The sequence below is a fragment of the Dyella sp. M7H15-1 genome (genome assembly GCF_004114615.1).
GTDB lineage: Bacteria > Pseudomonadota > Gammaproteobacteria > Xanthomonadales > Rhodanobacteraceae > Dyella_B.
Window position 1 is genome coordinate 1,201,978 of the sequence record NZ_CP035300.1, and the last position, 25,306, is coordinate 1,227,283.

The 25,306-nt window shown below is 59.9% G+C and carries 26 protein-coding genes; 22 read left to right on the forward strand and 4 right to left on the reverse strand.

Annotated elements, in window-relative coordinates:
- The 4 genes from EO087_RS05785 to tssB all read right to left on the reverse strand — a co-directional run bounded on the left by EO087_RS05785 (window position 1) and on the right by tssB (window position 4,244).
- Window positions 1-657 carry a DotU/TssL family secretion system protein gene (locus EO087_RS05785; RefSeq protein WP_128898040.1) on the reverse strand — a complete coding sequence of 219 codons (657 nt, stop codon included), beginning with the start codon at window positions 655-657 and terminating at the stop codon, window positions 1-3.
- Complete coding sequence (gene tssK, locus EO087_RS05790) at window positions 654-2,000, reverse strand: type VI secretion system baseplate subunit TssK (protein ID WP_128898041.1); 1,347 nt, start codon at window positions 1,998-2,000, stop codon at window positions 654-656. Before tssK ends, EO087_RS05785 begins: the two co-directional genes overlap by 4 nt.
- 129 nt (window positions 2,001-2,129) lie before the next feature.
- Window positions 2,130-3,674, reverse strand: coding sequence for a type VI secretion system contractile sheath large subunit (gene tssC / locus EO087_RS05795; RefSeq protein WP_128898042.1), 1,545 nt, complete (start codon window positions 3,672-3,674; stop codon window positions 2,130-2,132).
- 24 nt (window positions 3,675-3,698) lie between these two features.
- The gene (gene tssB, locus EO087_RS05800; protein WP_240669140.1) at window positions 3,699-4,244 is read right to left on the reverse strand and encodes a type VI secretion system contractile sheath small subunit; all 546 of its coding nucleotides are present in this window, start codon (window positions 4,242-4,244) and stop codon (window positions 3,699-3,701) included.
- A 211-nt stretch (window positions 4,245-4,455) separates the two neighbouring features.
- On the opposite strand from tssB, the gene EO087_RS05805 reads away from it, so the two are divergent.
- The 22 genes from EO087_RS05805 (at window position 4,456) to EO087_RS05910 (ending at window position 25,302) form a co-directional block, all read left to right on the forward strand.
- A complete protein-coding gene (locus EO087_RS05805) occupies window positions 4,456-4,638 on the forward strand; it encodes a hypothetical protein (protein WP_128898043.1) in 183 nt (60 codons plus the stop codon).
- Window positions 4,635-6,011, forward strand: a complete 1,377-nt coding sequence (locus tag EO087_RS05810) for a hypothetical protein (protein WP_128898044.1) — start codon at window positions 4,635-4,637, stop codon at window positions 6,009-6,011. The genes EO087_RS05805 and EO087_RS05810 overlap by 4 nt, the downstream gene beginning before the upstream one ends.
- A 41-nt stretch (window positions 6,012-6,052) precedes the next feature.
- On the forward strand, window positions 6,053-8,548 hold the full coding sequence (locus EO087_RS05815; RefSeq protein ID WP_240669141.1) for a type VI secretion system Vgr family protein: 2,496 nt from the start codon (window positions 6,053-6,055) through the stop codon (window positions 8,546-8,548).
- 9 nt (window positions 8,549-8,557) lie between these two features.
- The gene (locus EO087_RS05820; RefSeq protein ID WP_128898045.1) at window positions 8,558-9,400 is read left to right on the forward strand and encodes a DUF4123 domain-containing protein; all 843 of its coding nucleotides are present in this window, start codon (window positions 8,558-8,560) and stop codon (window positions 9,398-9,400) included.
- A 469-nt stretch (window positions 9,401-9,869) separates the two neighbouring features.
- A complete protein-coding gene (locus tag EO087_RS05825) occupies window positions 9,870-10,325 on the forward strand; it encodes a DUF3304 domain-containing protein (protein ID WP_240669142.1) in 456 nt (151 codons plus the stop codon).
- Window positions 10,326-10,368: 43 nt separating this feature from the next.
- Window positions 10,369-10,806, forward strand: coding sequence for a DUF3304 domain-containing protein (locus EO087_RS05830; protein WP_128898046.1), 438 nt, complete (start codon window positions 10,369-10,371; stop codon window positions 10,804-10,806).
- 63 nt (window positions 10,807-10,869) lie between these two features.
- Entirely contained in the window at window positions 10,870-11,301 is a 432-nt protein-coding gene (locus EO087_RS05835; protein ID WP_128898047.1) for a DUF3304 domain-containing protein, read from the forward strand.
- A gap of 63 nt (window positions 11,302-11,364) precedes the next feature.
- Window positions 11,365-11,799, forward strand: a complete 435-nt coding sequence (locus EO087_RS05840) for a DUF3304 domain-containing protein (RefSeq protein ID WP_128898048.1) — start codon at window positions 11,365-11,367, stop codon at window positions 11,797-11,799.
- Between the two features lie 59 nt (window positions 11,800-11,858).
- On the forward strand, window positions 11,859-13,583 hold the full coding sequence (locus EO087_RS05845; RefSeq protein WP_164931779.1) for a DUF2235 domain-containing protein: 1,725 nt from the start codon (window positions 11,859-11,861) through the stop codon (window positions 13,581-13,583).
- A gap of 26 nt (window positions 13,584-13,609) precedes the next feature.
- A complete protein-coding gene (locus EO087_RS05850; RefSeq protein WP_128898050.1) occupies window positions 13,610-13,861 on the forward strand; it encodes a PAAR domain-containing protein in 252 nt (83 codons plus the stop codon).
- A gap of 9 nt (window positions 13,862-13,870) precedes the next feature.
- Complete coding sequence (locus tag EO087_RS05855) at window positions 13,871-15,106, forward strand: hypothetical protein (RefSeq protein ID WP_128898051.1); 1,236 nt, start codon at window positions 13,871-13,873, stop codon at window positions 15,104-15,106.
- The gene (locus EO087_RS05860; protein ID WP_205744446.1) at window positions 15,103-18,507 is read left to right on the forward strand and encodes an ImcF-related family protein; all 3,405 of its coding nucleotides are present in this window, start codon (window positions 15,103-15,105) and stop codon (window positions 18,505-18,507) included. The genes EO087_RS05855 and EO087_RS05860 overlap by 4 nt, the downstream gene beginning before the upstream one ends.
- Window positions 18,504-19,028: a type VI secretion system lipoprotein TssJ gene (gene tssJ / locus EO087_RS05865; RefSeq protein WP_128898052.1), complete on the forward strand. Its 525-nt coding sequence runs from the start codon at window positions 18,504-18,506 to the stop codon at window positions 19,026-19,028. The genes EO087_RS05860 and tssJ overlap by 4 nt, the downstream gene beginning before the upstream one ends.
- A 163-nt stretch (window positions 19,029-19,191) precedes the next feature.
- Window positions 19,192-20,772, forward strand: coding sequence for a type VI secretion system protein TssA (gene tssA, locus EO087_RS05870; protein ID WP_128898053.1), 1,581 nt, complete (start codon window positions 19,192-19,194; stop codon window positions 20,770-20,772).
- Between the two features lie 32 nt (window positions 20,773-20,804).
- Entirely contained in the window at window positions 20,805-21,245 is a 441-nt protein-coding gene (locus tag EO087_RS05875; protein WP_240669143.1) for a DUF3304 domain-containing protein, read from the forward strand.
- A 27-nt stretch (window positions 21,246-21,272) separates the two neighbouring features.
- Window positions 21,273-21,476, forward strand: a complete 204-nt coding sequence (locus tag EO087_RS05880; RefSeq protein WP_128898054.1) for a hypothetical protein — start codon at window positions 21,273-21,275, stop codon at window positions 21,474-21,476.
- 62 nt (window positions 21,477-21,538) lie between these two features.
- A complete protein-coding gene (locus EO087_RS05885) occupies window positions 21,539-22,009 on the forward strand; it encodes a DUF3304 domain-containing protein (RefSeq protein ID WP_240669144.1) in 471 nt (156 codons plus the stop codon).
- A gap of 29 nt (window positions 22,010-22,038) precedes the next feature.
- Window positions 22,039-22,242, forward strand: a complete 204-nt coding sequence (locus tag EO087_RS05890; RefSeq protein WP_128898055.1) for a hypothetical protein — start codon at window positions 22,039-22,041, stop codon at window positions 22,240-22,242.
- Between the two features lie 73 nt (window positions 22,243-22,315).
- Window positions 22,316-22,786 carry a DUF3304 domain-containing protein gene (locus EO087_RS05895; RefSeq protein WP_128898056.1) on the forward strand — a complete coding sequence of 157 codons (471 nt, stop codon included), beginning with the start codon at window positions 22,316-22,318 and terminating at the stop codon, window positions 22,784-22,786.
- 29 nt (window positions 22,787-22,815) lie between these two features.
- The gene (locus tag EO087_RS05900; protein WP_128898057.1) at window positions 22,816-23,019 is read left to right on the forward strand and encodes a hypothetical protein; all 204 of its coding nucleotides are present in this window, start codon (window positions 22,816-22,818) and stop codon (window positions 23,017-23,019) included.
- A 73-nt stretch (window positions 23,020-23,092) separates the two neighbouring features.
- A complete protein-coding gene (locus tag EO087_RS05905; RefSeq protein WP_128898058.1) occupies window positions 23,093-23,563 on the forward strand; it encodes a DUF3304 domain-containing protein in 471 nt (156 codons plus the stop codon).
- Window positions 23,564-23,592: 29 nt separating this feature from the next.
- Window positions 23,593-25,302 carry a DUF2235 domain-containing protein gene (locus tag EO087_RS05910; protein WP_128898059.1) on the forward strand — a complete coding sequence of 570 codons (1,710 nt, stop codon included), beginning with the start codon at window positions 23,593-23,595 and terminating at the stop codon, window positions 25,300-25,302.
- Window positions 25,303-25,306: the final 4 nt, after the last annotated feature.

Consider the following 25,306-nt stretch of genomic DNA (forward strand, 5'->3'; position numbering starts at 1 on the left):
TCAGCGCAGCAGTTGTGCGGCCGCAGTGCCTAGCCACCGATCGAGCAGCACCCACGCGACGCCAGCAGCGACAATGGAGACCAGCACACAGGCCGGCAACGAAAGCGGTGCGAACCCGCGTCGCCGCGCGGAGGATCGCACGACGATGCCGCCCGGCGTTCCCTCGGATCCGCCGAGCCGCTCATCGAGTGCACTGACCATGGCCGCGCGCACGTCGGGCCCTTCCAGTGCAAGACGTCCTCTGAAACCCAGGGTCAGCACTGCATGAAAGATGGCGAGCAACGGGCGCGCCGGCTGTGGCTGGCGCAGCCGCTGCTGCATCCGATCGATCAAGGCATCGCCGGCATCGTGCGTGCCGAATTCTGCCACTTGCAGCGGTTCGCGCTCCCATGCGTCGCGTTCGCCGTCCTTAAGATGAATGAGCGCCGCTTCGTCCAACAACGCGCACTGCGCATAGACGGCGTCCTGGACGACATCCTCCGACAGACCAGCGGTGTTCAGTTCGACTCGCAAGCGCTGGATCTGCTCGCGGCAGCGCTGTCGCAGGGTCTCGAACGACGACGGGGCGAATTGCCAGCCAAGTGTCGTCACGGTCAGTGCCGTATCGCGAAACGCCACCGGCAGCCACATAGGATTCATGGAGAGAGAGGACGTCATGCAGGCAGTACCGCGTAGAGTTCCAGTGACGCATCCGGAATGGAGGTCGGCACATAAATCTGGCACGCGTGCGCCGCCGTCATTCGTTTGAACGCCGGATGCGCGCTGTCCAGCGCGAAATAGTGATTCTCGATGCGTACCGGAATCGCTGCCGGCAGGCGTGACGCCGGACGAAGCGGGATACCGGGCAAGGCCGAGTTCACGATGTGCTGCACGTCATCCGGCGCACCGATCTTACACAAGCGCGGGAATATCTCGAGCAACTCGTGCGCTGGCATGGACGCACGCACGGCGAGGTAATAGTCGGTGTTCTCGACGAGTCGTGGATCGTTGAACTGCCCGGCCCACGACGTGGCTCGCGGACGGTCCAGTGTGATCGGCACCACACTCGACGGAATCACCGTGTCGAGCAGCGTGCGAATCAAGGCTTCCAGCTTGGCGAACACGGTTTCCGGTGCACGATGGTCGTACGACGGAATCGACTGCAACGTGTCGGTCATCGAGAACGTCAGTAGCGAGCCGGCCAAGCTCGCAAGCACCGCATACAAGCGTTCCGGATGCTGATCGGGCGCCTGCGCCAGGCGGGCCAGCGCGGGCCACGTTGTGTTCACGCTGTGCAGAAGCCAGAACAACGACACGTCGGCCACCGCGTAATCGGCGATTTTGTCAGAGCGCTCCTTGCGGCGCTGCGCGAGACTCGCGCTCTTCGCCGCCAGAATCTCCGAAAGACGTTGCATGCGCGCAGTTAAGTGATCGTTCGCCGACAGCACCAGGCAGGGCGGAACAAACGCAGCATCTGCCTCGAAGCGTCCCTGCGTGTTGCGCACGAAGCGACCTACGGGACAGGTCACGTAATCGTCGTGCTGCTCGAAGTGGAACAGCAGTGCAAGCGCATGTCGCTCGACACTGATTTCGTCTTTGCCATCGCCGTGGAGATCGGCCACGTGCAGGTATTCACCCACGAATCGACGCGGTCGGGCCGGCTTCTGGCCGTCCTCGATGCAATTGCTGCCTTGCGGATCGATCAGCGGCAAACCGACCAGCACATCGACCGCGTCCACGTCTTTTGGCACATCGTGGAGGTTACGGGCTGGCGGCAGCCGATCGACGATATCCGTGTCGATCCATGTGCCATCCGGCAATCGCACCGTCAAGGCGCTCACTTGCACGCGCTCGACGGAAAGCGCCTGCTTGTCGAAAGCGACGCCTTGCACGCCCCAAGGATCGGGGCTAGCGATGCGCGCCACCTGCTCGTCGCAAAGGCTGTTCCATAAACCTTGCTGCTGGAAGTGCTGCGGCGACATGAAGATACCCTTCGCCCACAGCGGTCGTGTGATTTTCATTGTGATTGTACTGACGCGGGCGCACGCTCCATGCATTCGCCCGCTTTGAGGGACCCAGCGCCTGAGTGGCGCGCGTTAGCCGCGCCACCCAAGCGCCCACCAGTTACCGTGAGCAATGCTCCGGCGCGCTTACGTCTTGGCCTTGGGCATCTGCGACACCAGCGACAGGCCGATGTCCATGCCTTCCACCTGGAAGTGAGGCACTATGAACAGCTTGATGCGGAAGAAACCGGGGTTGTCCTCGATGTCTTCGACCACGACCTTCGCCTCGCGCAACGGATGCGACGCCTGCAGCTCGTCGCCCGGATCCTTCATCTCGGTGACGAGACCTTTGATCCAGTTGTTGAGCTCGTTTTCGAGGACGCGGCGGTCCTTCGTGGTGCCGATGTTTTCGCGCTGAATGAGTTTCAGGTAATGCGCGATGCGCGAGAGCAGGAAGATGTACGGCAGTCGCGCGTTGATGCGGCTGTTGGCGGTCGCTTCCTTGGTCTCGAATACAGTCGGCTTCTGGGTCGAGTTCGCGGAGAAGAAACACGCGAAATCACGGTTCTTGTAGTACGACAGCGGAATGAAGCCTAGATTGGCGAACTCGAATTCGCGCGTCTCCGGAATCAACACCTCGGTCGGAATCTTTGCCTGATTGCCAGTGCCAAGATCATAGAGATGGATCGGCAGGTCTTCCACCAGGCCACCGGCCTGCGGACCGCGCACCTGCACGCACCATCCGTTCTTCACGAAGCTCTGCACCATGTTCGCTGCGAATGCGAAGGCTGCGTTGGTCCACAGATAGCGGCTGTGGTCCGGGCCTTTCACACCTTCCGTGTAGTTGAACGCTCGCACAGGCGTCGTATCCGGGCCGTACGGAAGACGCGCCAACACACGCGGCATGATCAGGCCAACGTAACGCGCGTCGTCGGTCTCACGGAAATTCTTCCACTTCAGGTATTCGGCACGATCGAAATAGTTGCCGATGTCCTTGATGGCGGCCACCTCTTCCATCGTGTCTTTGCCGAAGAAGGCCGGACCCACGGACCCGATGAACGGCATGTGCGCGGAGGCCGCAACTTTCGATACGTTGCGCAGCAGTGCAATGTCCTGTGGAGAGCGATCGAATTCGTAGTTGGCGATTACCGCGCCGATCGGCTCGCCACCCGGCGTGTCGTATTCCTGGATATAGACATGATGAAACAGACCGCTCTGGATGATCTCCGGCGTATCCTCGAAGTCCTGACGCAGCGCATCCTTCGAGACATCCAGCACTTCGATCTTGACGTTCTTGCGGAAGTCCGTGCGATCGACGAGGAACTTGAGGCCGCGCCACGCCGATTCGATCTGCTGGATGGTTTCGTGATGCATGATCGCGTCGAGCTGTTCGCTGATCTGCGCATCGAGCTGCCCGATATGAAAATCCAGAAGACTCTTATCCAGTCGATCGACCTGCTGCGAGGAACCGTGCAGCATTTTGAGAAACACGCTTATCGCCTGGGTCACACGCTCGTCGGTCGAGGAATCCGACAGCGCATCCACGCTCTGGAAGCTCTCGACCGGACGGGTCGCTGTCACCGGCGTCAGGTTGATCTTCTCGCACAGTGATGCGTAAACGCTTTTGGCCGATGCATCTAGCACAATGGTCTCCGCCGAGGCTTCCTGGGAGCCCTGTTCGTTCTTTGCCATGATTGGGAATGCTCCGTGCTGGTATCAGTCGTGGGACAGCGCGCTGCCGCTGATGGTCTGAAGGTCGTTGCGCAAACGCTCCGAGAGCGTTGGATCCTTCAGGATTTTCTCCAGCTCGCGACGAAACGTCGCGTCATCGAGCAAGTTGGATTTGAGATCGCGCAACAGATTGCGTGCCGCCATCAGCGCGCGTAGTTGCGGCACCTTGCTCGCCATCACTTCCGGCTTGAAGTCGTCCATCGCGGCGAAGTCGACATCGACCGTCATGTCCGAGCCATCACGAGCGAGCTTGTTCTCGACCGTTATCCTCGCCTTCGGGTGGTAGTCGGCAAGCACCGCGTCGAAATTGGTTTTCGTGATATTGACCTTCTCGCGCTCAGCCACGGCACGCGCGTCCTGTCCGTTACTGAAGTCCCCCGCCACTAGCAGCTTGAGAGGAAGCTCCATCTTCTTCTGCGCACCTCCCGTATGGAGGTCTAGTTTCAAATTGATACGAGCCTTGGGAAGCTCGTTCTGATAACTCGTACTCATCAACAGTCCTTTTGATCGGTAAGAAACGATGTTGGCCACATGCACATGCATGCCCGGGTAGCGATTAGTACAACACTTTCGCAAAATTGTGAGTGGGATTTTTCTGATTCTAGTGTCAGAGATGATCGAATGATTGTTGAGTTGCTTGCTGCACGCAAAATCGCTTCACCTGTTCGCTAAAAGCGTTTATGTTCGGCACCCTGTAACAAGACGCATGCATGGCGATTCGCCATGCTGGACACATATCACAGTGCAAACTCTCGTCTGGAAGCAAGCCAACGCCGAATCGCTGCGCTACGTCAGGCGCACGCAGGTGAGCGCGGGGCCGTTGGATCTGTTGGCACTGCGCGGCTTCACACTGCCCGAGCGGATTTTCATTGTCGGCAAGAACGGCGCGACATCTCCTCTGCCGCAGGACATGCGATCACCATGAGCGGACCGACCCCACGGACCCGCCGTCGCGCCAATGCCATGCAACAACTGCATGCGCTGCAGCAGTTGGCGATCGCGCGGGGCGGGCGCTGCCTGTCGACCGACTATGTAAACAGCGCGACGCCGCTCCTATGGCAATGCGCCAACGGCCATCGCTGGAGCGCCATCCCGACCTCCGTCAAGAATAAAGGTAGCTGGTGTCGGCAGTGCTTTTGCGATAGACGTCGCGATACCCTGGAAGACATGCAACGCACCGCCACCGAACGTGGCGGCCGCTGCCTATCCACACGCTATGTGAACTCATCCTCTCCGCTCGAGTGGGAATGCGCCCAGGGGCACCGCTGGCAAGCCATACCCGAGCGGATCAATCGCGGCGATTGGTGCGCACAGTGCCATTTCGACCGCAAGCGCGACACCTTGGAAGCCATGCAGCAACTGGCCGCTGAACGCGGCGGGCGGTGCTTGTCCACGGCCTACATCAGTAGCCAGACGCCGCTGCAATGGGCCTGCGCCCAGGGCCACCGCTGGCAGGCCGTGCCGGCTTCCGTCAAACGCGGCACCTGGTGCCGCGCCTGTGCAGCCGCACGTCTGCGCGATACCCTGGCAACGATGCAGCAGCTCGCCGCCGAACATGGTGGGCGATGTTTGTCCAAGCGCTATAAGAATGAGCGCATACCGCTTCTATGGCAATGCGCCCAGGGCCATCGCTGGAAAGCGACGCCGATGGGCCTCAAGCAACTAGGTAGCTGGTGCCGCCAGTGTTTCTTTGAAAGTCGGCGCGACACGCTGGAAAACATGCAACAACTGGCCGCCCAACAGGGCGGTCGATGCCTGTCCTCGCACTATGTGAATAGCCAGACACCACTGCTGTGGCAGTGCGCCCAGGGCCATCAATGGCGATCCCAGCCAGCCAAAGTGAAACAGGGCTATTGGTGCGGCTTATGCGTGGATAACGCCGCCATGCAACAGTTGGCCGCCCGTCGTGGCGGACTCTGCCTATCCACGCACTATGTGGATAACGACACAGCGCTTCAGTGGCAGTGCAAGCAAGGCCATCGCTGGCGCGCCACGCCGGCGCAGATCAAGCAGGGGGTTTGGTGCTACCCGTGCCGAGTTGACCAACGCCAACGCGCCATGCTGGCACAACTCCAGGACATCGCCGCCGCGCGCGGCGGCAGCTGCCTGTCCGAGCACTACGTCGACATGAAAACCCATCTCCACTGGCAATGCCATCGGGGGCATACGTGGAGAACCATGCCGGCCGTGATCAAAAGCGGCAGCTGGTGCCCCCAGTGCGCGATCCTGGTACGCGCCAAGCATCAGCAAAAACGCCGTAAGTACCTCGCGGACCGTCCCCCGGCCGATGGCCGATAGCGCCGCGCACGCGGCGGGGGCGGCGAACGCGGAAAGGGCGCATGGCCGCCGTCCTTCGTCATACCCCGGATAACCACCACAGCCGTGGCGATGTATGCCTACGCATCGAGCCTGGCTTCGACGACATACCCAGCCACCCCATACGGCTACGTTGTGCCTTGCACCGCGCGCCAGCGCGCCGGTCAAGCAACCCGCAGGGAGCCAACATGCACGACCCGAACGATATCGTGGCGGCCATCGCGCCGCCGCTCCATCAGCGCTACTTCGTCGACGTCACCGGCTTTGCGCGCAACGAAGCGTCGTCCGTGCGCGAGTTCGAAGTACACGAACAGCTCGGCCATCACTACCGCATCACGCTCACGCTCACGCATCCCGAGGCGCTCACGCGCGCGGAGATGGTCGGCAAGGATGCAAGCTTCCGCATGCTGTCCGCCGACGGCACGCCGCGCCGCTTCGCCGGTTGCATCACCGCCTTCAGTCAACTGCGGCGCAGCCAGGACGAATACACCTATCGCATCATGATCGAACCGCACGTCGCGCGCCTGCGTCTCACGCGCGCCAGCCGCATCTTCCAGCATCAGACCGCGCCGCAGATCATCGAGGCGATCCTGCGCCGTCACGGCTTCAAGGGGCACCAGTTCATCTTCAAGCTGCGCCGCAAGTACCCGGAATATACTTTTAGATTTCAGTATCAGTGCAGCGACGCATGTTTCATGAAAATACTCATGGAACAGGAAGGCTTATTTTCCTACGTCGAAGAAGGCGAACACGGGGATCTTCTCGTGCTCGGGGACGACATCGACCATTATATATACCTCCCCACGCTGACCCTGCCTTTCCGTGAACCCGCTGGCCTGAATGCCGGCGGTGACGCCATCCTTGCACTCGAAACGCACGCGCGAACCGTGCCGCAGTCGTTCCGGGTGGCCGACTATAACCCGGATCTGGCGTGGGAGCGTATCCAGGCCGAAGCCAATGTCGCGAGTAAGGACACCACGACTTACGGCCAGCCGTATATCTACGGCACCGGTCATCTGGATCAGAAACAAGCCCAATGGGAAGCACAACTGCGCCACGAAGCCGCCATCAGCGGGCAGGTGCGCTATCAGGGCGAGACCACCCATCCCGGCCTGCGCTGCGCGCGCATCACCCACACCACCGAGCCTTTGCCCGATGCACCGAACGGCATGGTGATCACCGAGGTGATCCACCGCGGCGCGCGCGACCAGGCGTATCGCAACAGCTTCAAAGCGATACCGGCCGACCGGCGCTTCCGCCTGCCGCTCGACGAGGCGTCGTGGCCGAAGATCCACGGCACGCTATCCGCGCGCGTCACCTCGCCGAGCAAATACAAGTACGCCTACCTGACCAAGGCCGGCTACTACGTGGTGCGCTTCGATCTGGATTTCGATGCCTGGAATCCCGGTGGCGAAAGCGTGCCGTTGCGTCTTGCCAAACCCTTCGCCGGCAAGCGGCAGACCGGCATGCACTTCCCCGCGCTGGATGGCGACGAAGCCGTCATCGAGTTCCGCGACGGCGACCCGAACAAGCCCTATATCGCCGCCTTCCACCACCACAGCCAAGCCGTCGACCTGATCACCACCCAGGACCGCTGGCTGTCGCGCAATGTGATCCGCACGCAAAGCGACAACAAGCTGCAGATGGAAGACTGGAAGGACCAGGAGCACGTCAAGTTCAGCACGCAGCATTCGGGCAAGAGCCAACTCACGCTTGGCCATATGGTCAACGGCAACCGCGAGAAGCGCGGTGAGGGCTTTGAGCTGCGCACGTCGGCGCACGGCGCCGTGCGAGCGGGCCGTGGTTTGTTCGTTTCGTCCAACGACCGCCCCAACGCAAAGGGCAAGCAGCTCGATATGCGCGAAGCGTTGGAGCAGCTCAGCGCCGCGCAGTCGCAGATGGAACAGTTGGCGCAAACCGCCCAATCCGCCCAAGCCGATGCCGCCGATGCCAAGGCCATGAACGAGGTGCTGCAGAAGCAGATCAAGGACCTGCAGCAGGCGGTCATGCTGCTTTCCGCGAGTTCCTCCATCGCCCTCACCACGCCCGAAACCATCCAGCACAGCGCCGGGCGCAACCTCACGTTTACTGCGGGCGAAAACGCCGACATGGGTGTGCTGCGCAAATTCACGGTCGCCGCAGGCGAGAAGATCAGTCTGTTCGCGCAGACGCTCGGGATGAAACTCTTTGCCAACCAGGGCAAGGTGGAAATTCAAGCCCAGGGTGACGACATGGCGCTCGCCGCGCTCAAGGATCTCACCATCACCAGCACCAATGGTCGACTGGTGCTTGCCGCGTCCAAGGAAGTGTGGATCGGCGCTGGCGGCTCGTATATCCGCATCAACGGCAATCGCATCGAGAACGTGTCGCCCGGTGACATCCTGGAGAAGTGCGCGCTCTGGGACACCGTCGAACCGGCGTCCGAAAACATACCGCTGCCGCAATTCCCCCGAACCACTTGCAAGAGCTGCCTGATCGACGCCATGCGTCAAGGTGCTCCCGGCGTGTTCATCAGCTAGGTGCCTGCCATGTTCCGCTACATCCTTTTCGATTCCTGCCAGCATCCACGGTTTCATCAGAAATTGCAGCAAAGAAACATCTTGTATGGCTCACTGTTCGAGGGGCACGCCGAGGAATCACTCCCGGAAATAGCGCCACTACTGATCGACGTCACGGTCGAAAGCGAAGCGACCCAGAAGGTCATTGACGAGACGACTCGAATCGGCCAACTGAAACCGTGCGTCAGCGTGCTCGAATCAACGCTGCCGTTGTTCTTGTTGACCGACCATTTCGCTCAATTCCATCTGATTGAAAGACCAGATGGGCAATCCATGCTCATGCGATGGTATGACACGCGAATATTGCCCGTCTGGCTGGACGCTCTAACCGCGGAACAGCGCATGTTCTTCACACGCGGCATCGCGCAGTGGACAAGCATCGATCGGTTTGGCGACGAACAGAGACACCCTATCGCTGAGAGCGACATCGAAACGGCAAAACGCGCGAGCCTCCCTTTGCAACTTGACGCATCGCAAGCTGAGCGTTTGCAAACCGCATCAGAACCCGACGCACTGATCTACGAGCTGCGCAAAACCATCGCCAAGCAAATCGATAGCATTCCGCATCGCGTGCTCTATCCGTTTATACACACGCACTGGCAGATGGCACGACAGCATGGCCTGTGCGATCGACACGCGCAGACGCTATGGCTCACGCTGGCGCTGCGTACCTCTGGCAAGTTTGTGGAGCACCCCACGGTCGCAGAGCGATTTGCGTCGCCGTCTTCGCAACCCGAGCAACCGTTTGCGGACTGGTTCAATACGTTGCCGGACGACCTATGGGAGCTCGGCAAGCCTTTGTGGGAGCAGTGAATCCATGCCTCAGTCCCACCATCCAAGCCCAGAGCAACGTCCCGCAAATCATCGCGCTACGTCCTCAAAACGAAAAAAGCAGACCCACCGTGTGCGGAGCTTTTTCATATTCGTCAGCTCAACCTTCGCCAGCGGCTACCTGCTGCTCATATTGACCGCCATGTACTCATGGCTTACCGAAGGCGACAAATCATGCGGTGGCTACTTTTGCATATCACTCTCGGAACTCATCGCCGTCCTATCCTCCTTCCTTCTCGCTCCCTTGATCGGCGCTTGGATAACCGTCCAATTCAATGCGTGGATGCATTGTCGCGCGCACCGGGTCATGTCGGAGGAAGAACGACGATTTATGGAGCTTCCGTAATTTAAATACCCGGACTTAGATGCCCGCACAATCATGACGTAAATCCGCGTCCTATTCGATAACGCCGTTGATCATCCATAACATCCAAGGCAGTCAGGAGACTCGATGAAAAACTTCAAGAAACTTGGGCTTGGTTTCATGCTTGCGCTGCTGAGCATGATGCTTTCCAGTTGTTATACCAGTAATGACAGGATGGGACTCGATGTCGTTGGTTATAACCATACCGATCGCGATATTGGCTGGTTCACCGTCGGCAATGGCGGGGGCGGCATTCTAGGTAAACACAAAGGAGGCGGAGGTTTCGTTTGCTGCATTTCCATTCCAAGAAAATACAAGCCTGGCATGACCGTCACCGTTCGCTGGGGTGGAGTCGAAAGGGAAACGCAGGAACGCGCCGTACAAGCCCCCCCCATACACCCCCGAGGACGGCGGCCATTTTGCCATTCATTTCCTGCGCAATGGCGATATCAAAGTCTTCGTCACCATGTATTACCTCGAGCACCCCGACTACCCGCTCAAGGGCGACGAAGCCAAGATGTAAATGCATGTCTTATTCGATAACGCCGTTGATCATCCATAACACCCAAGGCAGTCAGGAGACTCGATGAAAAACTTCAAGAAACTTGGCTTTGGCTTCATGCTTGCTCTGCTGAGCATGATGCTTTCCAGTTGTTATGCCAGTAATGACAGGATGGGACTCGATGTCGTCGGTTATAACCATACTGATCGCGATATTGGCTGGTTCTCCGTCGGCAACGGTGGAGGAGGATACCTCGGCAAACACGAAGGAGGCGGAGGTTTCGTTTGCTGCATTTCCATTCCAAGAAAATACAAGCCCGGCATGACCATCACCGTTCGCTGGGGTGGAGTCGATAGGGAAACACAGGAACAAGTCGTGGAAGTCCCACCCTATACCTCAAAGGATACGGGTGTATTCGCCGTCCACTTTTTGCGAAATGGCAGCGTCAAAGTATTCGCCACCGACCTCGTCTTTTTAAGCAATCCTGATTACCCGATCAAGGGCGACGAAGCCAAGATGTAAATGCATGTCTTATTCGATAACGCCGTTGATCATCCATAACACCCAAGGCAGTCAGGAGACTCGATGAAAAACTTCAAGAAACTTGGGCTTGGTTTCATGCTTGCGCTGCTGAGCATGATGCTTTCCAGTTGTTATGCCAGTAACGACAAAATGGGACTCGATGTCGTCGGTTATAACCATACCGATCGCGATATTGGCTGGTTCACCGTCGGCAATGGCGGGGGCGGCATTCTAAGGAAACACAAACAAGGTGGCTCTGCTTGCTGCATTTCCATTCCAAGAAAATATAACCCCGGCATGACCGTAACCGTTCGCTGGGGTGGAGTCGAAAGGGAAACGCAGGAACGCGCCGTACAAGTCCCCCCATACACCCCCGAGGACGGCGGCCATTTTGCCATTCATTTCCTTCGCAATGGCGATATCAAAGTCTTCGTCACCATGTATTACCTCGAGCACCCCGACTACCCGCTCAAGGGCGACGAAGCCAAGATGTAAATGCATGTCTTATTCGATAACGCCGTTGATCATCCATAACACCCAAGGCAGTCAGGAGACTCGATGAAAAACTTCAAGAAACTTGGCCTTGGCTTCATGCTTGCTCTGCTGAGCATGATGCTTTCCAGTTGCTATAACAGAAACGAAAGCATCGGTCTCGATGTCGTCGGTTATAACCATACTGATCGCGATATTGGCTGGTTCTCCGTCGGCAATGGCGGTGGCGGCGTCCTATTGAAACACAAACAAGGTGGCTTCGCCTGCTGCGCTTCCATTCCACGCACTTACAAACCGGGCATGGCTGTTACTGTGCGATGGGGAGGAGTCGAGAGGGAAACACAGGAACAAGTCGTGGAAGTCCCACCCTATACCTCAAAGGATACGGGTGTATTCGCTGTCCACTTTTTGCGAAATGGCAGCGTCAAAGTATTCGCCACCGACCTCGTCATTTTAAGCAATCCTGATTATCCGCTTAAAGGCGAAGAAGCCAAGCTGTGACACCCCTAAAGCAAAAGAAGGAACGTTCCGTGTCAAACAAGCTAGTGATTCCCAATCCAATGCCCACTGATGGCTATCGCACACTCTCTCCACGAGAAATGGCACAAAGACAGAGCGCCTTGACCTGTATTCGGAGCAAAGAGTCTGCGCAATGCCAAGGCCAGGTTTACGCCACGGTGTTCTTTGACGGTACCGGTAACAATATGGATTGGAAGGAACCCGACACGCTGGGCAAACAGGAAGAACTAGACAAGCACAGCAACGTGGCCAGGCTATATCGTGCTGCCCTTGCCGAGCCCAATGACGGTTTCTTCCCCTACTATATCCCCGGCGTCGGAACGCCTTTCGAGCAAATCGGCGACCTGGATGGTGGCCGTTTCGCGAAAGGTCAGCGCAGGCTCGGCGAGACCGCTGGCTACATGGGCGCAGACCGCATCAATTGGGGTATCACGCGCATCTATAATGCCGTTCATCGCTACCTAACCGGCACAGATCTATTTGATGACAAGAAAGCCAAGACCATCGCCAACAATATGAGCTCGGCAATAGGCGCCCTCGGCTTCGAGAATAGCTACCGCCGAAGGGTATTGCGCAATTGGGAAGAAAAGCTCTCCGCCGTCGTAAGAGGAAGTCAGCGCAAAATCACACAGATCAACGTCGCGGTGTTTGGCTTTTCGCGCGGGGCCGCGGAGGCAAGGGTCTTCGCCAATTGGTTGAGCGAGCTTTTGCAGCAAGACGGTGGCGGATACGTGTTAGCAGGCGTACCGCTACGCATCTATTTCATGGGCCTGTTTGATACCGTCGCCTCCGTTGGCGGTTCTGACGCCATCCCGGGCGTTGAAGGCCACCTGGCATGGGCGGATGGCAATATGCGCATCCCTCCCACCGTGGAGCAGTGTGTGCACTACATCGCGTTGCACGAGCAGCGCGCCTCGTTCCCGCTGGAAACGGCTGCAATCGTACGACAGGTGGTCTATCCCGGCATGCATTCTGACGTGGGTGGCGGTTATTTGCCCACTGAGCAAGGCAAGCTTTCGCAGCTATCCCAAATCCCTCTGAACGACATGCACTTCGAGGCATTCAAGGCTGGCGTCCCCTTACTGTCCAGGGAAGAGATCGAGGGCAATCCTGACTACAAAAAGGACTTCTTCATACCGCCAGACCTTATCAAAGCCTATAACGCATTCTGGCAAGACTGTGACATCGGAAACGCCTCCGGCACAGAAGTCACCCGCGATTTTGTGCACCGACACACGCATCAGTACCTGCAATGGCGCGGTGGCCTGTTCGAGCGTTGGCAAGCGCTCAAAACCCGGGCGTTCTATCAACGGGCCAATGCCAAGGACAAAGCCGACCTGGACGCCAGCCAGAATGACCTCGCGCAACAGATTGCGGCAATACGCGGGCGTCTACGCGTAACCGGCGAAGGAACCCATGACGTTCTCGGCCATACGCCCATCGTGCTCATAGGCCGTCTGTTCTATGACGATCCGTTTCAGCCGGTGGACGCAACCACCCGCACGTTGCTCGCGGTCATGGATAGTCGCGTGGACCTGCCCGATGCCGTCCGCCGATTCCTGGACGACTACGTCCACGATTCACGTGCGGGGTTTAACGACATTCCAAAGTTCCGCCTGGAACCGTATCGGCTTACGGGTGGTTACCTCCGCTACCGAAACATTTTCCAGAACGAGCGCGAAACCGGAAAAACGGCATCCGCCGAGACGTCGCTTCCTGCTTCTGGTGCGGCACCCGCGTCAGACGCACGCAGGGAATTGGCCTAACGCATGGCGAGGGAGCAGCAAACATCATGAGCAAGTTCATTCGACTCGGCGACAGCACCGACCACGGCGGCAAGGTTATCAGCGCCTCGAACACGATGCGCATCCGCGGGCGTTTCGTCGCGCGTAAAGGGGATGAGGTGTGGTGCCCCAAGCACCCCGATGTCCGCCCTAACCGCATCACCGAAGGCGACTCCAAAACGACCGATGGCGGCATTCCCGTGGCACGCGAAGGGCATCGTGCAACGTGCGGCTGCCAACTTATTTCCAGCCTCCACTGACATCGATTTATGCCTGTAGAACTGCCAACCCCACAGTGGGACACCACGCCCCCCACACTTCCCAGACCCTTCGTGTGGCTGGGCTTGTTCGTTGCCATCATGCTGGCGGGTGTCATCTTGGCCCTGCTGACATGGCCCAAAGGCGAACCCACCGACACGGCCTGGTTCTGGATGCGTCTGCTCGCGTTCCCGGCACTCGCGTGGTGCCTGCTCTTTGGTTTGCGATGGCTCTATCACGAGCAGGAAAGCGCGCGCCTGCAAGCCGCGGACGACGTGCTGGCTGCCGACCGCGCCAAGGCACTTCTGTTCGCTCGGGAGCCACTGGCGGTGCTTAACGCGAGCTACCTCTGCGCGATAGGTCCGGGCGAAGCCGCAACGCAAATCGTCGATGGCGAAAGCAAGCTCGAATCCCGCGACTCGTTTTCCGACGGCACCTCGGTACGGCACACCGCGCTTGACGTCGAAGGTTTTAACCAGGAAGAACGTTTTCAGTCGTGCTTCACGGCGTTGATACGCCAACTCGCGACCTCCTTGACCGAGATTCCTCGTCGCGTGCCGCTTGCTGTCTATCTGCAACTTCCTGCAGACGCGCCGCACGAGCAAATATTCGCGCTCTGGCAATACTGCTGGGATGCCGCAGGATATCGTTCCGTAGAAACAACCCTGCTCCACGAGGAGCAGGGCATCATGGCGCTCGACGAATGGCTGGATATTCGTGGCGGCCCCGAACTCGAAAAAATTGCACTGTTCATTGCCGTGCAATTGCATGAAATGCCTAGCGCCAACAGCGCTGAAGCGGCGGTCGCATTGCTGCTGGGCTGGGCGCCACTCGTCGAACGAAAAGCACTCCCGTCGCTTGCACTGCTTCATCGCCCGGTGGAAGACAGCAAAGACAACGTGAACGAGACGATTTCGCGAGCACTCCTGTGGGGCAACGCAGAAGCAGCGAACGTCGAGCACCTCTGGCAGGCCGGCTTGACGCACGCAGACGCATCGTCATTGATGCAAGCGTCCTCCGACCTGTCACTGGGTCTTTCGTCCAAGCAAGCCGCGGACGGAATACATGATATCGATGCCGCCATCGGCGATGCAGGCGTTGTCGCCGCTTGGCTTGCCATGGCGCTTGCCATCGAACACGTATCGCAGACACACATGCCGCAACTTGTCGCGAGTCGGCAAAACACACTACGCGCGACGGTCGTTCAACCCGTCGCAACACATCAGGAATCAGGACTGCAGGGATGAATACTCGAAGATTGTCAGGCTTCTGGATGGTCGTGCTCACGATGACGGTCGGCGCCGCCATCACGGCATGGTACCAAGGTGCCGCATTGCACCCGTCCTCGGTTGTCCGCGTGCTGGTCGTGCTACTGATCGGCGCCTCCGCACTGTTGGCACACGGTCTTCTCATGGGCGCATGGCATTGGGTCGCACGACAGCATTGGGTCGCACGACAGGCGCCGCATCGCGACGAAGAGCGCTACACACGCGATGGCACCGCGCGAGTTGGCGCCCCACATGCGTCCACTGCTCCCATCCTCGCGCGACTGTGGCGAGACGAACTGGCTCTCGCGCTCCGGGAACGGCACGGCCTGCGCTGGCGCTATCGCCAACCCTGGCTACTGCTCACCGGCAACGACAAAACCATCGCACGTCTGCTGCCCGAGCTCGCCGAGCACGGTCACTTGATCACCGACGAGGCCGTGCTGCTGTGGCACGCCAACGACGACAACGGCCAACCCAACGACGCCTGGCTGCAACAGCTCTATCGCCTGCGTCGCCGTCGCCCGGTGGATGGTCTCGTGCTGGTGGTCAACGGTGTCGAAGACACGCTCGCGCCGACACGCGGCACCCCCGGCATCCACTTGGCCCGTGTCGCGCAAAGCTTGCATTGGTCAGCACCGGTCTACGTGCTCGATGCCGCCCAGGTCGATGAGGTGAACGACGGCACCACGCCGATCGCCGGTTGCGAATTCCCCCAAGGCCGCGTTGCGCCGTCGATGGACACCGAAGTGCGGACGCTGCGCGATCAGCTCGCCCATCTCGGCGTGCATCGCCTGGGCGCCAATCCGCGCGATATCTATATCGCTAAGCTGTCCGAACGCCTCGATGGGCGCGCCGCGCCCTTGTCAGCCTGGATGGCCAGCCTCGTGGCGCGCCGCTTGCCGGTGCGCGGCGTGTTTTTCACGCCGTTCCCCGCGAAGTCCGTCGAAAGCGGCGCCGCCTCGGGCACCGTCCTTCCTGCACTGTGGTCGCACCTTGGCGATCTGACCCGCCGCGATCGCGGCCGCCGCATCGGCTGGCATCCGATCACCGTGTGGTCGGTCATCGCACTGGCCCTGGTCGGCATTGGCACCGTCGGCACGCTGGTCTCGGCCTTCGCCAATGCGCATGAGCTTCAACGCTCGCAGGCCGTCGTGCGGTCACTCGATCAGGGCGATGACGCCACGCGCGTTCGCGCCTTGCTGGCCTTGCAACAACGCATCGGTGTGTATGAAGCACGCGTGCGACGCCGCGCCCCCGGCGTGCACGGCTTCGGCCTCAACCGCAACCGAGTCACGCTCGACACGCTCTGGATGCGTTATGCCGACGCCAGCCGCGCGTTGCTCACGATTCCCGTGCAGCGCAGTCTCGAAGCATCGCTCGCCGCCCTCGGCAAGGTGCGCGCCGATGCCTTGCAGGATCGCGACGCGCAGCAGCGCGACTACAACGTGCTGAAGACGTACTTGATGCTGGCCGATCCGGCGCACACCGATCCCGACTTCCTCGCGACACAACTCGCCACCGTCTGGCCGGTCATCCCGCGCATGCCGCCCGGCGAATGGCAGGACACCTCACAGCGTCTGGCCCGCTTTTTCGCGCAGCACCTGCACGCACACCCCGATTGGCGTATCCAGCCGTCGGCGCCGCTGATTGCCACGGCACGCTCGACGCTGGTCAATCAGATCGGTCTGGCGAACGCGGACGACACGGTCTACCAGTCGATCCTCGATGGCGTGCGCGGCAAGTATGCCGACCTGTCGTTGCCGGCATTGCTCAACGGCACGGATGCGCAAGGGCTGTTCGGGACGAGCGCGAGCGTGCCGGGCGTGTATTCCCGCGCCGCCTGGGACGGCATGATCGCCGCGGCGATCGACCAGGCGGGCGAACGCCAGGTGGAAAGCGATGGGGTGTTGACCGACGGCAAGACCATCGCCTTGCCCGAGCACGATGCGCAGCGGGCCGGCGATCTGAAGCAACGCCTGACCGCACGCTACTTCGCCGAGTACGCCGCCGCGTGGCAACGCCTGCTCAATAGCCTGCATTGGCAGCCGGCGACGAACCTCAGCGTGGCCGTCGATCAACTCACGCGGCTGACCGATGCGCAGACCTCGCCGCTGATCGCCCTGATGAAGTCCGTGCAGCATCAGGCCCAGGCGGGGCGTCCTTCGCAGGCGCTTGGCGACACGCTGGTGCGTCGTGCGCAGAGTCTGGTGGGCAAGGAGGACACCCCGGCGAGCGCGGTGACCAACCCGCTCGATCAGTCGTTCGGCCCGCTGCTCGCGCTGATGGGCGACAGCGGTGTGACGACTGGCAACGGTGCGAACGCCGCGAACGGCAACGCGCCCGCCACCCTGAGCGGCGTGAGTCTGCAAAGCTATATCACCGTGGCCACCACGATGCGGCTCAAGCTGCAGCAGATCGGCCATAGCCCCGATGCGCAGAGCATGGCCCGCGCGCTCGCGCAGGCGGTGTTTCAGGGCAAGCTCTCGGATCTGTCGCAAGTGCGCGAACAGGCGGCCTTGACCGCCGCGAGTCTGGGTTCCGCCTGGGCGGGTTTCGGCGATGCGCTGTTCCTGCGTCCGCTCGACGGCGCGTGGCAAACGATTCTGCAACCGGCCGCCGCCAGCCTCAACGAGCTCTGGCGCGCCAGCATCGCGGCGCCGTTCAACAGTGCGTTCGATGGCCGCTATCCGTTTTACGACACGAACGCCGACGCCTCGTTCGCGGAACTGGGCCGTTACGTGCGTCCCACCAGCGGCTTGATCAACCGCTTCCTCACCGTTGAACTGGCCGGTGTGCTCGCCCAGCAAGGGGATATGTGGGCACCCAACGGGCTGGCGCCGCAAACGCTGGCGTTCGACCCGGCCTTCCTTAAAGCCATCCAGCAGATGTCGCTACTCGGCACGCGCTTGTATCCGTCCGGCGACGCCAGTTATCGCTTCGAGATCATGCCGCAGCCCACGCCCAACGTGACGCGCTCGGAGCTGACCATCGACAAGCATGCCGTCATCTACTTCAACCAGCAGGAAACCTGGACGCCGATCGCCTGGCCCGGCGACGGCTTGAACGGCCATGCGGCGCTCACCTGGCAAACGCTCGATGCCGGCGTGCGGCAAGTCTTCGATGCCACCGGCGATTGGGCGTGGCTGCGCCTGCTCGCCACGGCCGAGGTCAAACCGCTCGACAGCACCCGCTATGAACTCACCTGGACGCACCCCGACGCCGAATCGCTGCGCTATGTCCTGCGCACGCAGGTGGGCGCGGGGCCGCTGGATCTGTTGGCACTGCGCGGCTTCACACTGCCCGAGCGGATTTTTATCGTCGGCAAGAACGGCGCGTCGCCCGTCATGCATCCCCTGCCGCCGGAGCTGCGTTCACCATGAAACCTTTCTTTCTCACAACGCTGCGTGCAGCCATGCTGCTCACGCTGACGATGCTGACCGGCTGCGGCGCGTGGCAAACCACCAAGGACACGTCCACCGACGTCAGCCGCGCGATCTTCGTCGCCAAGGTCAAACAGATGCATCTGGTGATCGAGGGCCGCGCCGAACTTAACCGCGATGAGCGTGGCGCGTCGCTGCCGGTGGCGATGCGCGTCTATCAACTGAAGGATGCCAAGGCGTTCGAGCAGGCGACTTACGCGCAGTTGTTGCACGATGCCGACCGCGTGCTCAAGGCGGACGCGTTGAGCCACACGGACATCGTGCTGGCACCCCAAGCCACGATCACGCTCAACACACCCATGGCCGACAACGCGCAGTACGTGGGCGTGGTGGCGTTTTTTCGCGATCCGTCGCACGCCGCATGGCGGCTCGTCATGCCCAAAGCGCAGTGGAAGAAGACCGATCCGGTCACGCTCAGCGTGATCGGTAACACGCTGGAACGGGAGGGTGATGCGCCATGAGCAAGCCTTTGTCTTCCGAACGCGCGCCCCGATCGCCCCGTGACCCGAAGGCGCTCTTCGATTGTTTGCACCGGACCGGCACGCGCAACGTGAACGCGCATCGCCGCAATCAGAAGGCTGGCGACACACAGCTCGCACCAAACCGCAAAGGCAACACCCTCCCATGTTGACGAACCTCCTCAAATCCCTTTTCGGTACGCGCAAGCCCTCGGATCTGGCGCGCTCCGCCATCGCCCGATGGCACGACTGGCTGCAACCGATCAGCGCTACCGCTCCCGTCGGCGCCGATCCGAATTACGACGACAACTTCCAGACCGTGCGCGATGAAGTGGGCAAATTCGCCGACGTCAACGACGCGCTCATCATTACCCACGCCGAAAAGCTGCTCAAACACACGGCGAAGGACACACGCGTCGCCGCGTACTACGTGTATGGCCGCATGCGCCGCGATGGCGCCGAAGGTGTCGCGGAAGGGTTCGAACTGCTCGCCGCGCTCGTCGATCGCTTTGGCGACACGCTGCTGCCGACCCGCCCCGAAAGCCGCAAAGCCGCGATCGAATGGCTCGCCGGCAGCACGTTCGCCAACCGGTTGGATCAGGTGCAAGGACTCAGCGGTCCGTTGCTCGAACGCACGCTCTCGGCCATCGCGCTGATGACGGAACGCACGACCGAATGGCCGGAACCTGGCCGCCCTGATCTGGCACCCCTGTTTCGCCGTTTCGAAAGCCGCATCGAGCTGACGGTGCCGGGCGACGGCACGACGTCGACGACGAGCACCACTCCCGCTCAGGCCACCGCGCCATCCGGCACACCCATCGCGTCATCGCACGAGCTGCTGGAGCGCGCGCGCCAGATGGCGAAGTTCCTGCGCGAACAATCCCATGGCTACCTTGCCGCCTGGCGCCTGATGCGCTGCATCCGCTGGGACACGCTCGATGAGGTGCCGCCGCACGAGGCCAGTGGCAAAACGCGATTGCCCGCACCGCGCGCGGAACTGCGCTCGAATCTCAAACGCTTGCTGCTGCAAAAACAGTGGCCGGAATTGCTCGAACGGGTGGAAGCGGCCTTTGCCGAAGGCGTGAATCACTTCTGGCTGGATTTGCAGTATTACGCCTTCGTCGCGCAGGAACATGCCGGCCATGAGTACGCCGCCGTGCGCGAGATGGCGGCGATGGATTGCGCGCTGCTGCTGCAACGCCTGCCGGGTTTGGAACACCTGTCGTTCAACGACGGCTCGCCGTTCGCCGACAGCACGACGCTCGAATGGATCGCCCGCCACGCGACGGTCTACGACGCAGGGCAGAACCCCGACACTCTGGTGGACACTGCCAACGAGAGCGAAAACCATTGGGCTAGCCTCGAAGCGCAGGCACTCACGATCACCACCCAACAAGGTCTCGACGACGCCCTGGCCTGGCTGCAAAAACTGCCGGGCCACGACACCGAACGCCAGCGCTTTCTGCGGCAACTCGTGATGGCCCGCGTCGCCGAGCGTGCCGATCGCGCGGATATCGCGATCCATCTGCTGACCTCGCTCGACACCAGCGCGCAACGCCATCGACTTGCGCAGTGGGAGCCCGCCCTCGCCTTCGACGTCAAACAACACCTGATACGCGCACTCAGAACACGTCTGCACCGCAAAGATGCCGACAAGGCGACGCTTACGCAGAAGATCGACGCACTGCTTGGCGAGCTCACAGCGATCAATCCGGCCAGGGCCGTGCTTGTTCACTCAAGCCGATGAAACGTAGCGCCAATCCAACACCACCAATCCCCATGAAATTCGACCTTGCGAACATGCGATCCATAAGAATCTTTGCCCTCGTGGCACTGTGTCTCGTGCTTGCAGGTTGTCCATCCGATAACGTGCCGCTGGAGGTGGTTGGGTATAACCATACCGATCGAAGCATCGGAGATTTTTACGTAAATGGAGGCTGGGGTGCGTTTTTGATGAAGCATAGTGGCGGAGGAACGTACACATGCTGCGTCGTCGTGCCACCCGTCTACAAACCTGGCATGAAGGCCACCATCACCTGGAGCGATGAAGCGGGTGAAAACCCTCGATCCCGCGAAATCGCCGTGCAACCCTACGGTCCAAATGACTTTGGACTTTTCGCAGTCCACTTTCTTCGCGATGGACAAATCAAAGTGTTTGTTACCCCGTACAACCTAGGCCATCCCGATTATCCCCTGAAAGGTGACGAAGCCAAGCTTTAACCGCAGCAACAAAAAAAGGAATATTCCATGGATTTCAAATTAACACCCGCTGCGCCCATGCCCGCCAACGGCATGCGCGAACTTACGCCGAAGGAACTGGCGCTGCGAGCGAGCGCCATGGCCTGCATCCAACAACTAGAATCCGCGCAATGCCAAGGGCAAGCCTTTGTCAGCCTGTTTTTCGACGGCACCGGCAATAACAAGGATTGGAAAGAATCCAAACTCAGCTGATCGCACCTACTGAAGTATTTCTCGCATGCTTGCGCTAACAGCACCAAGACAAGGAACTTCGCATGTCGTCCATCGCAACAGCATCGTCCGCCACGAACCGCCTTTCCGCATGGTTGCGCGCACTCCGCATGTTGCCGCTGCTTGCACTGAGCTTTCTGCTTGCCGGCTGCCATGCCCATTACGTGCCGCTGGAGGTGGTTGGGTATAACCATACCGATCGAGATATCGGAGATTTTTACGTAAATGGAGGCTGGGGTCCGTCTTTGATGAAGCATAGTGGCGGAGGAAAGTACACATGCTGCGTCGTCGTGCCACCCGTCTACAAACCTGGCATGAAGGCCACCATTACCTGGAGCGATGAAGCGGGTGAAAACCCGCGCTCCCGCGAAATCGCCGTGCCGCCCTACGGTCCTGACGACTTTGGAGCGTTTGCCGTGCACTTTCTGCGCGACGGGCAAATCAAGGTATTTGTCACGCGCTACGGACTCGGCCACCCCGATTACAACCTGAAGGGCGACGAAGCCAAGCTGTAAACACACATCAACAAGAAAGGGAATATTCCATGAGTTTCACATTGACATCTCCAGCACCGATGCCCGCCAACGGCATGCGCGAACTTACGCCGAAGGAACTGGCGCTGCGAGCGAGCGCCATGGCCTGCATCCAACAACTAGAATCCGCGCAATGCCAAGGGCAAGCCTTTGTCAGCCTGTTTTTCGACGGCACCGGCAATAACAAGGATTGGAAACAATCCAAATTCGGCTGACCGCACCTACTGAAGTATTTCGCGCGTACTTGAATCCGCGTGTCGCTAACAGCACCAAGACAAGGAACTTCGCATGTCGCCCATCGCAACAGCATCGTCCGCCACGAATCGCCTTTCCGCATGGTTGCGCACTCTCCGTCTGCTGCCGCTGCTTGCACTGAGCTTTCTGCTTGCCGGCTGCCCTGCCGATAACGTGCCGCTGGAGGTGGTTGGGTATAACCACACCGATCGGTCCATTGGGTACTTTTCCGTAAATGGCGGTGGTAGCACGTTCTTGATGAAACATAGTGGCGGTGGCGGATACACATGCTGCATCACCGTGCCACCCGTCTACAAACCTGGCATGAAGGCCACCATCACTTGGAGCGATGAAGCGGGTGAAAACCCGCGCTCCCGCGAAATCGCCGTGCCGCCCTACGGTCCTGACGACTTTGGAGCGTTTGCCGTGCACTTTCTGCGCGACGGGCAAATCAAGGTATTTGTCACGCGCTACGGACTCGGCCACCCCGATTACAACCTGAAGGGCGACGAAGCCAAGCTGTAAACACACATCAACAAGAAAGGGAATATTCCATGAGTTTCACATTGACATCTCCAGCACCGATGCCCGCCAACGGCATGCGCGAACTTACGCCGAAGGAACTGGCGCTGCGAGCGAGCGCCATGGCCTGCATCCAACAGCTAGAAGCCGCGCAATGCCAAGGGCAAGCCTTTGTCAGCCTGTTTTTCGACGGCACCGGCAATAACAAGGATTGGAAAGAATCCAAACTCGGCTGATCGCATCAACTGGAGTATTTCTCGCGTGTTTGCATCCGCGTAACGCTAACAGCACCAAGACAAGGAACTTCGCATGTCATCCATCGCAACAGCATCGTCCGCCACGAACCGCCTTTCCGCATGGTTGCGCACTCTCCGTCTGCTGCCGCTGCTTGCACTGAGCTTTCTGCTTGCCGGCTGCCCTGCCGATAACGTGCCACTGGAGATCGTCGGGTATAACCATACCGATCACGACATCGGCTTCTTCTCCATCAATGACTATGGTGGACCCTATATCGGTAAGCACGAAGGCGGTGGGAAATTCACGTGCTGTGTGTTGGTACCCACCCAATACAAACCGGGCATGGCTGTGTCCGTGCGATGGGGGGGGTTGGAAATGGGACAAACGAAAGAACAACGCGTGGAAGTGCAGCCCTATGGTCCTAACGACTTTGGACATTTCGCCGTGCACTTCTTGCGCGACGGAAGCATCAAGGTATTTGTCACGGCCTACTACCTCAAGCATCCGCAATACCCCCTAAAGGGCGACGAAGCCAAGCTGTAAGCACACATCAACAAGAAAGGGAATATTCCATGAGTTTCACATTGACATCTCCAGCGCCCATGCCCGCCAACGGCATGCGCGAACTTACGCCGAAGGAACTGGCGCTGCGAGCGAGCGCCATGGCCTGCATCCAACAACTAGAATCCGCGCAATGCCAAGGGCAAGCCTTTGTCAGCCTGTTTTTCGACGGCACCGGCAATAACAAGGATTGGAAAGAACCCGCACTCGGTGGCAAGCAAACCCAGACCGACCTGGGCAAGCACAGCAATGTGGCCAGGCTATACAACGTTGCGCTCGACCGGAGCGATGACGGCTTTTTCTCGCACTACATCCCCGGCGTTGGCACACCCTTTCCAGATATCGGCGATGGCGGCGGCAGCCTCGGCATGAGCACTGGGTATATGGGCGCGGATCGCATCAATTGGGGGATTACCCGTGTACTCAATTCCGCCGCCGTCTATCTGACCGGACACGATCTGTTCGACAAAAAGATGATCAGGGTAGAAATCCTGATCGCCAGCAGCAACTCGCTAGGCCCCGCTGCCAACAGAAGCTTCAGACCCGAGTTGAAGAAGCTGGCCGACGTCGTGGCCCGCAGCCAACGCAAGCTCACCAGCATCAACGTAGCCGCGTTCGGATTTTCGCGTGGTGCGGCCCAAGCGCGCGTGTTCGTGAACTGGCTGGCCGAGATGGCGAAACAGAACGACGGCAGCCTTGCCCTGGCGGGCGTTCCCCTGCGTTTCTACTTTTTGGGTCTGTTCGACACCGTGGCCTCGGTGGGCATTCCCGATGCCGTCCCCGGCTTCGAGGGCCATATGAGCTGGGCAAACGGGAAGTTGGGCATTCACCCCTCGGTGGAGCGATGCGCGCATTTCATCGCGCTGCACGAGCAGCGCGCCAGCTTTCCCCTGGAATTGGCGGAGCGGGCAACACAGGTGACCTACCCGGGCGTGCATTCGGATGTCGGCGGCGGTTACTTGCCCACGGAGCAAGGCAAGCTCTCACAGCTTTCGCAGATTCCCTTGATCGATATGCATTACGAGGCCATGAAGTCGGGGGTTCCGCTTCTTGACTCCAACGAAATAGGACGCCGCGATGACTTGTTGAAAGATTTCCATTGCCCGAAGCCGCTTATCGAAGCGTACAACGCCTATTTGGACACACACGGCAGCAGCAGCGTTTCCGGCAAAGATGCCGTTGTCGATGTCATCCACCAGCACACGCGCCAATACCTGCAATGGCGCGGCGATCTGCTCGAGTCCTGGCAAGGGCTGAAAACGCGCGACTTCTATCGCCGGGCGACATCCTCGGATCAGAAGCAGCTCCTGATGGCAAACACCGACCTGTCGAATCAGATGGCCGTACTGGACCAGCGGATACACATCGAGGATGGCTCCGCGCTCGACAAGGCCGCGGCGATTTCGCTGTACGCCAACACCGGAAAGTTCGATGAGATGCTTCAACCCGTCGACGCCTCCACCCGAGACATGCTGGCAACTTTGCGCCGGCATGCACCCTTGCCCCCTGCGGTGGTTCGTGTTCTGGATGACTATGTCCACGATTCGCGCGCAGGCTTCAGGCCGCTCAGCAACGCGGAGCCGTACAGCGTCACGGGCGGCTACCTTCGCTATCGCACGGTCTTCTCACAGCCATCCCGCAACGCAGCTTTGGCAGCGTCGGACGCTGCAGACGTTCAAGCCACCGAACCACCCACCAGTTCGTCCGCCGCATTGGCGTGACGCA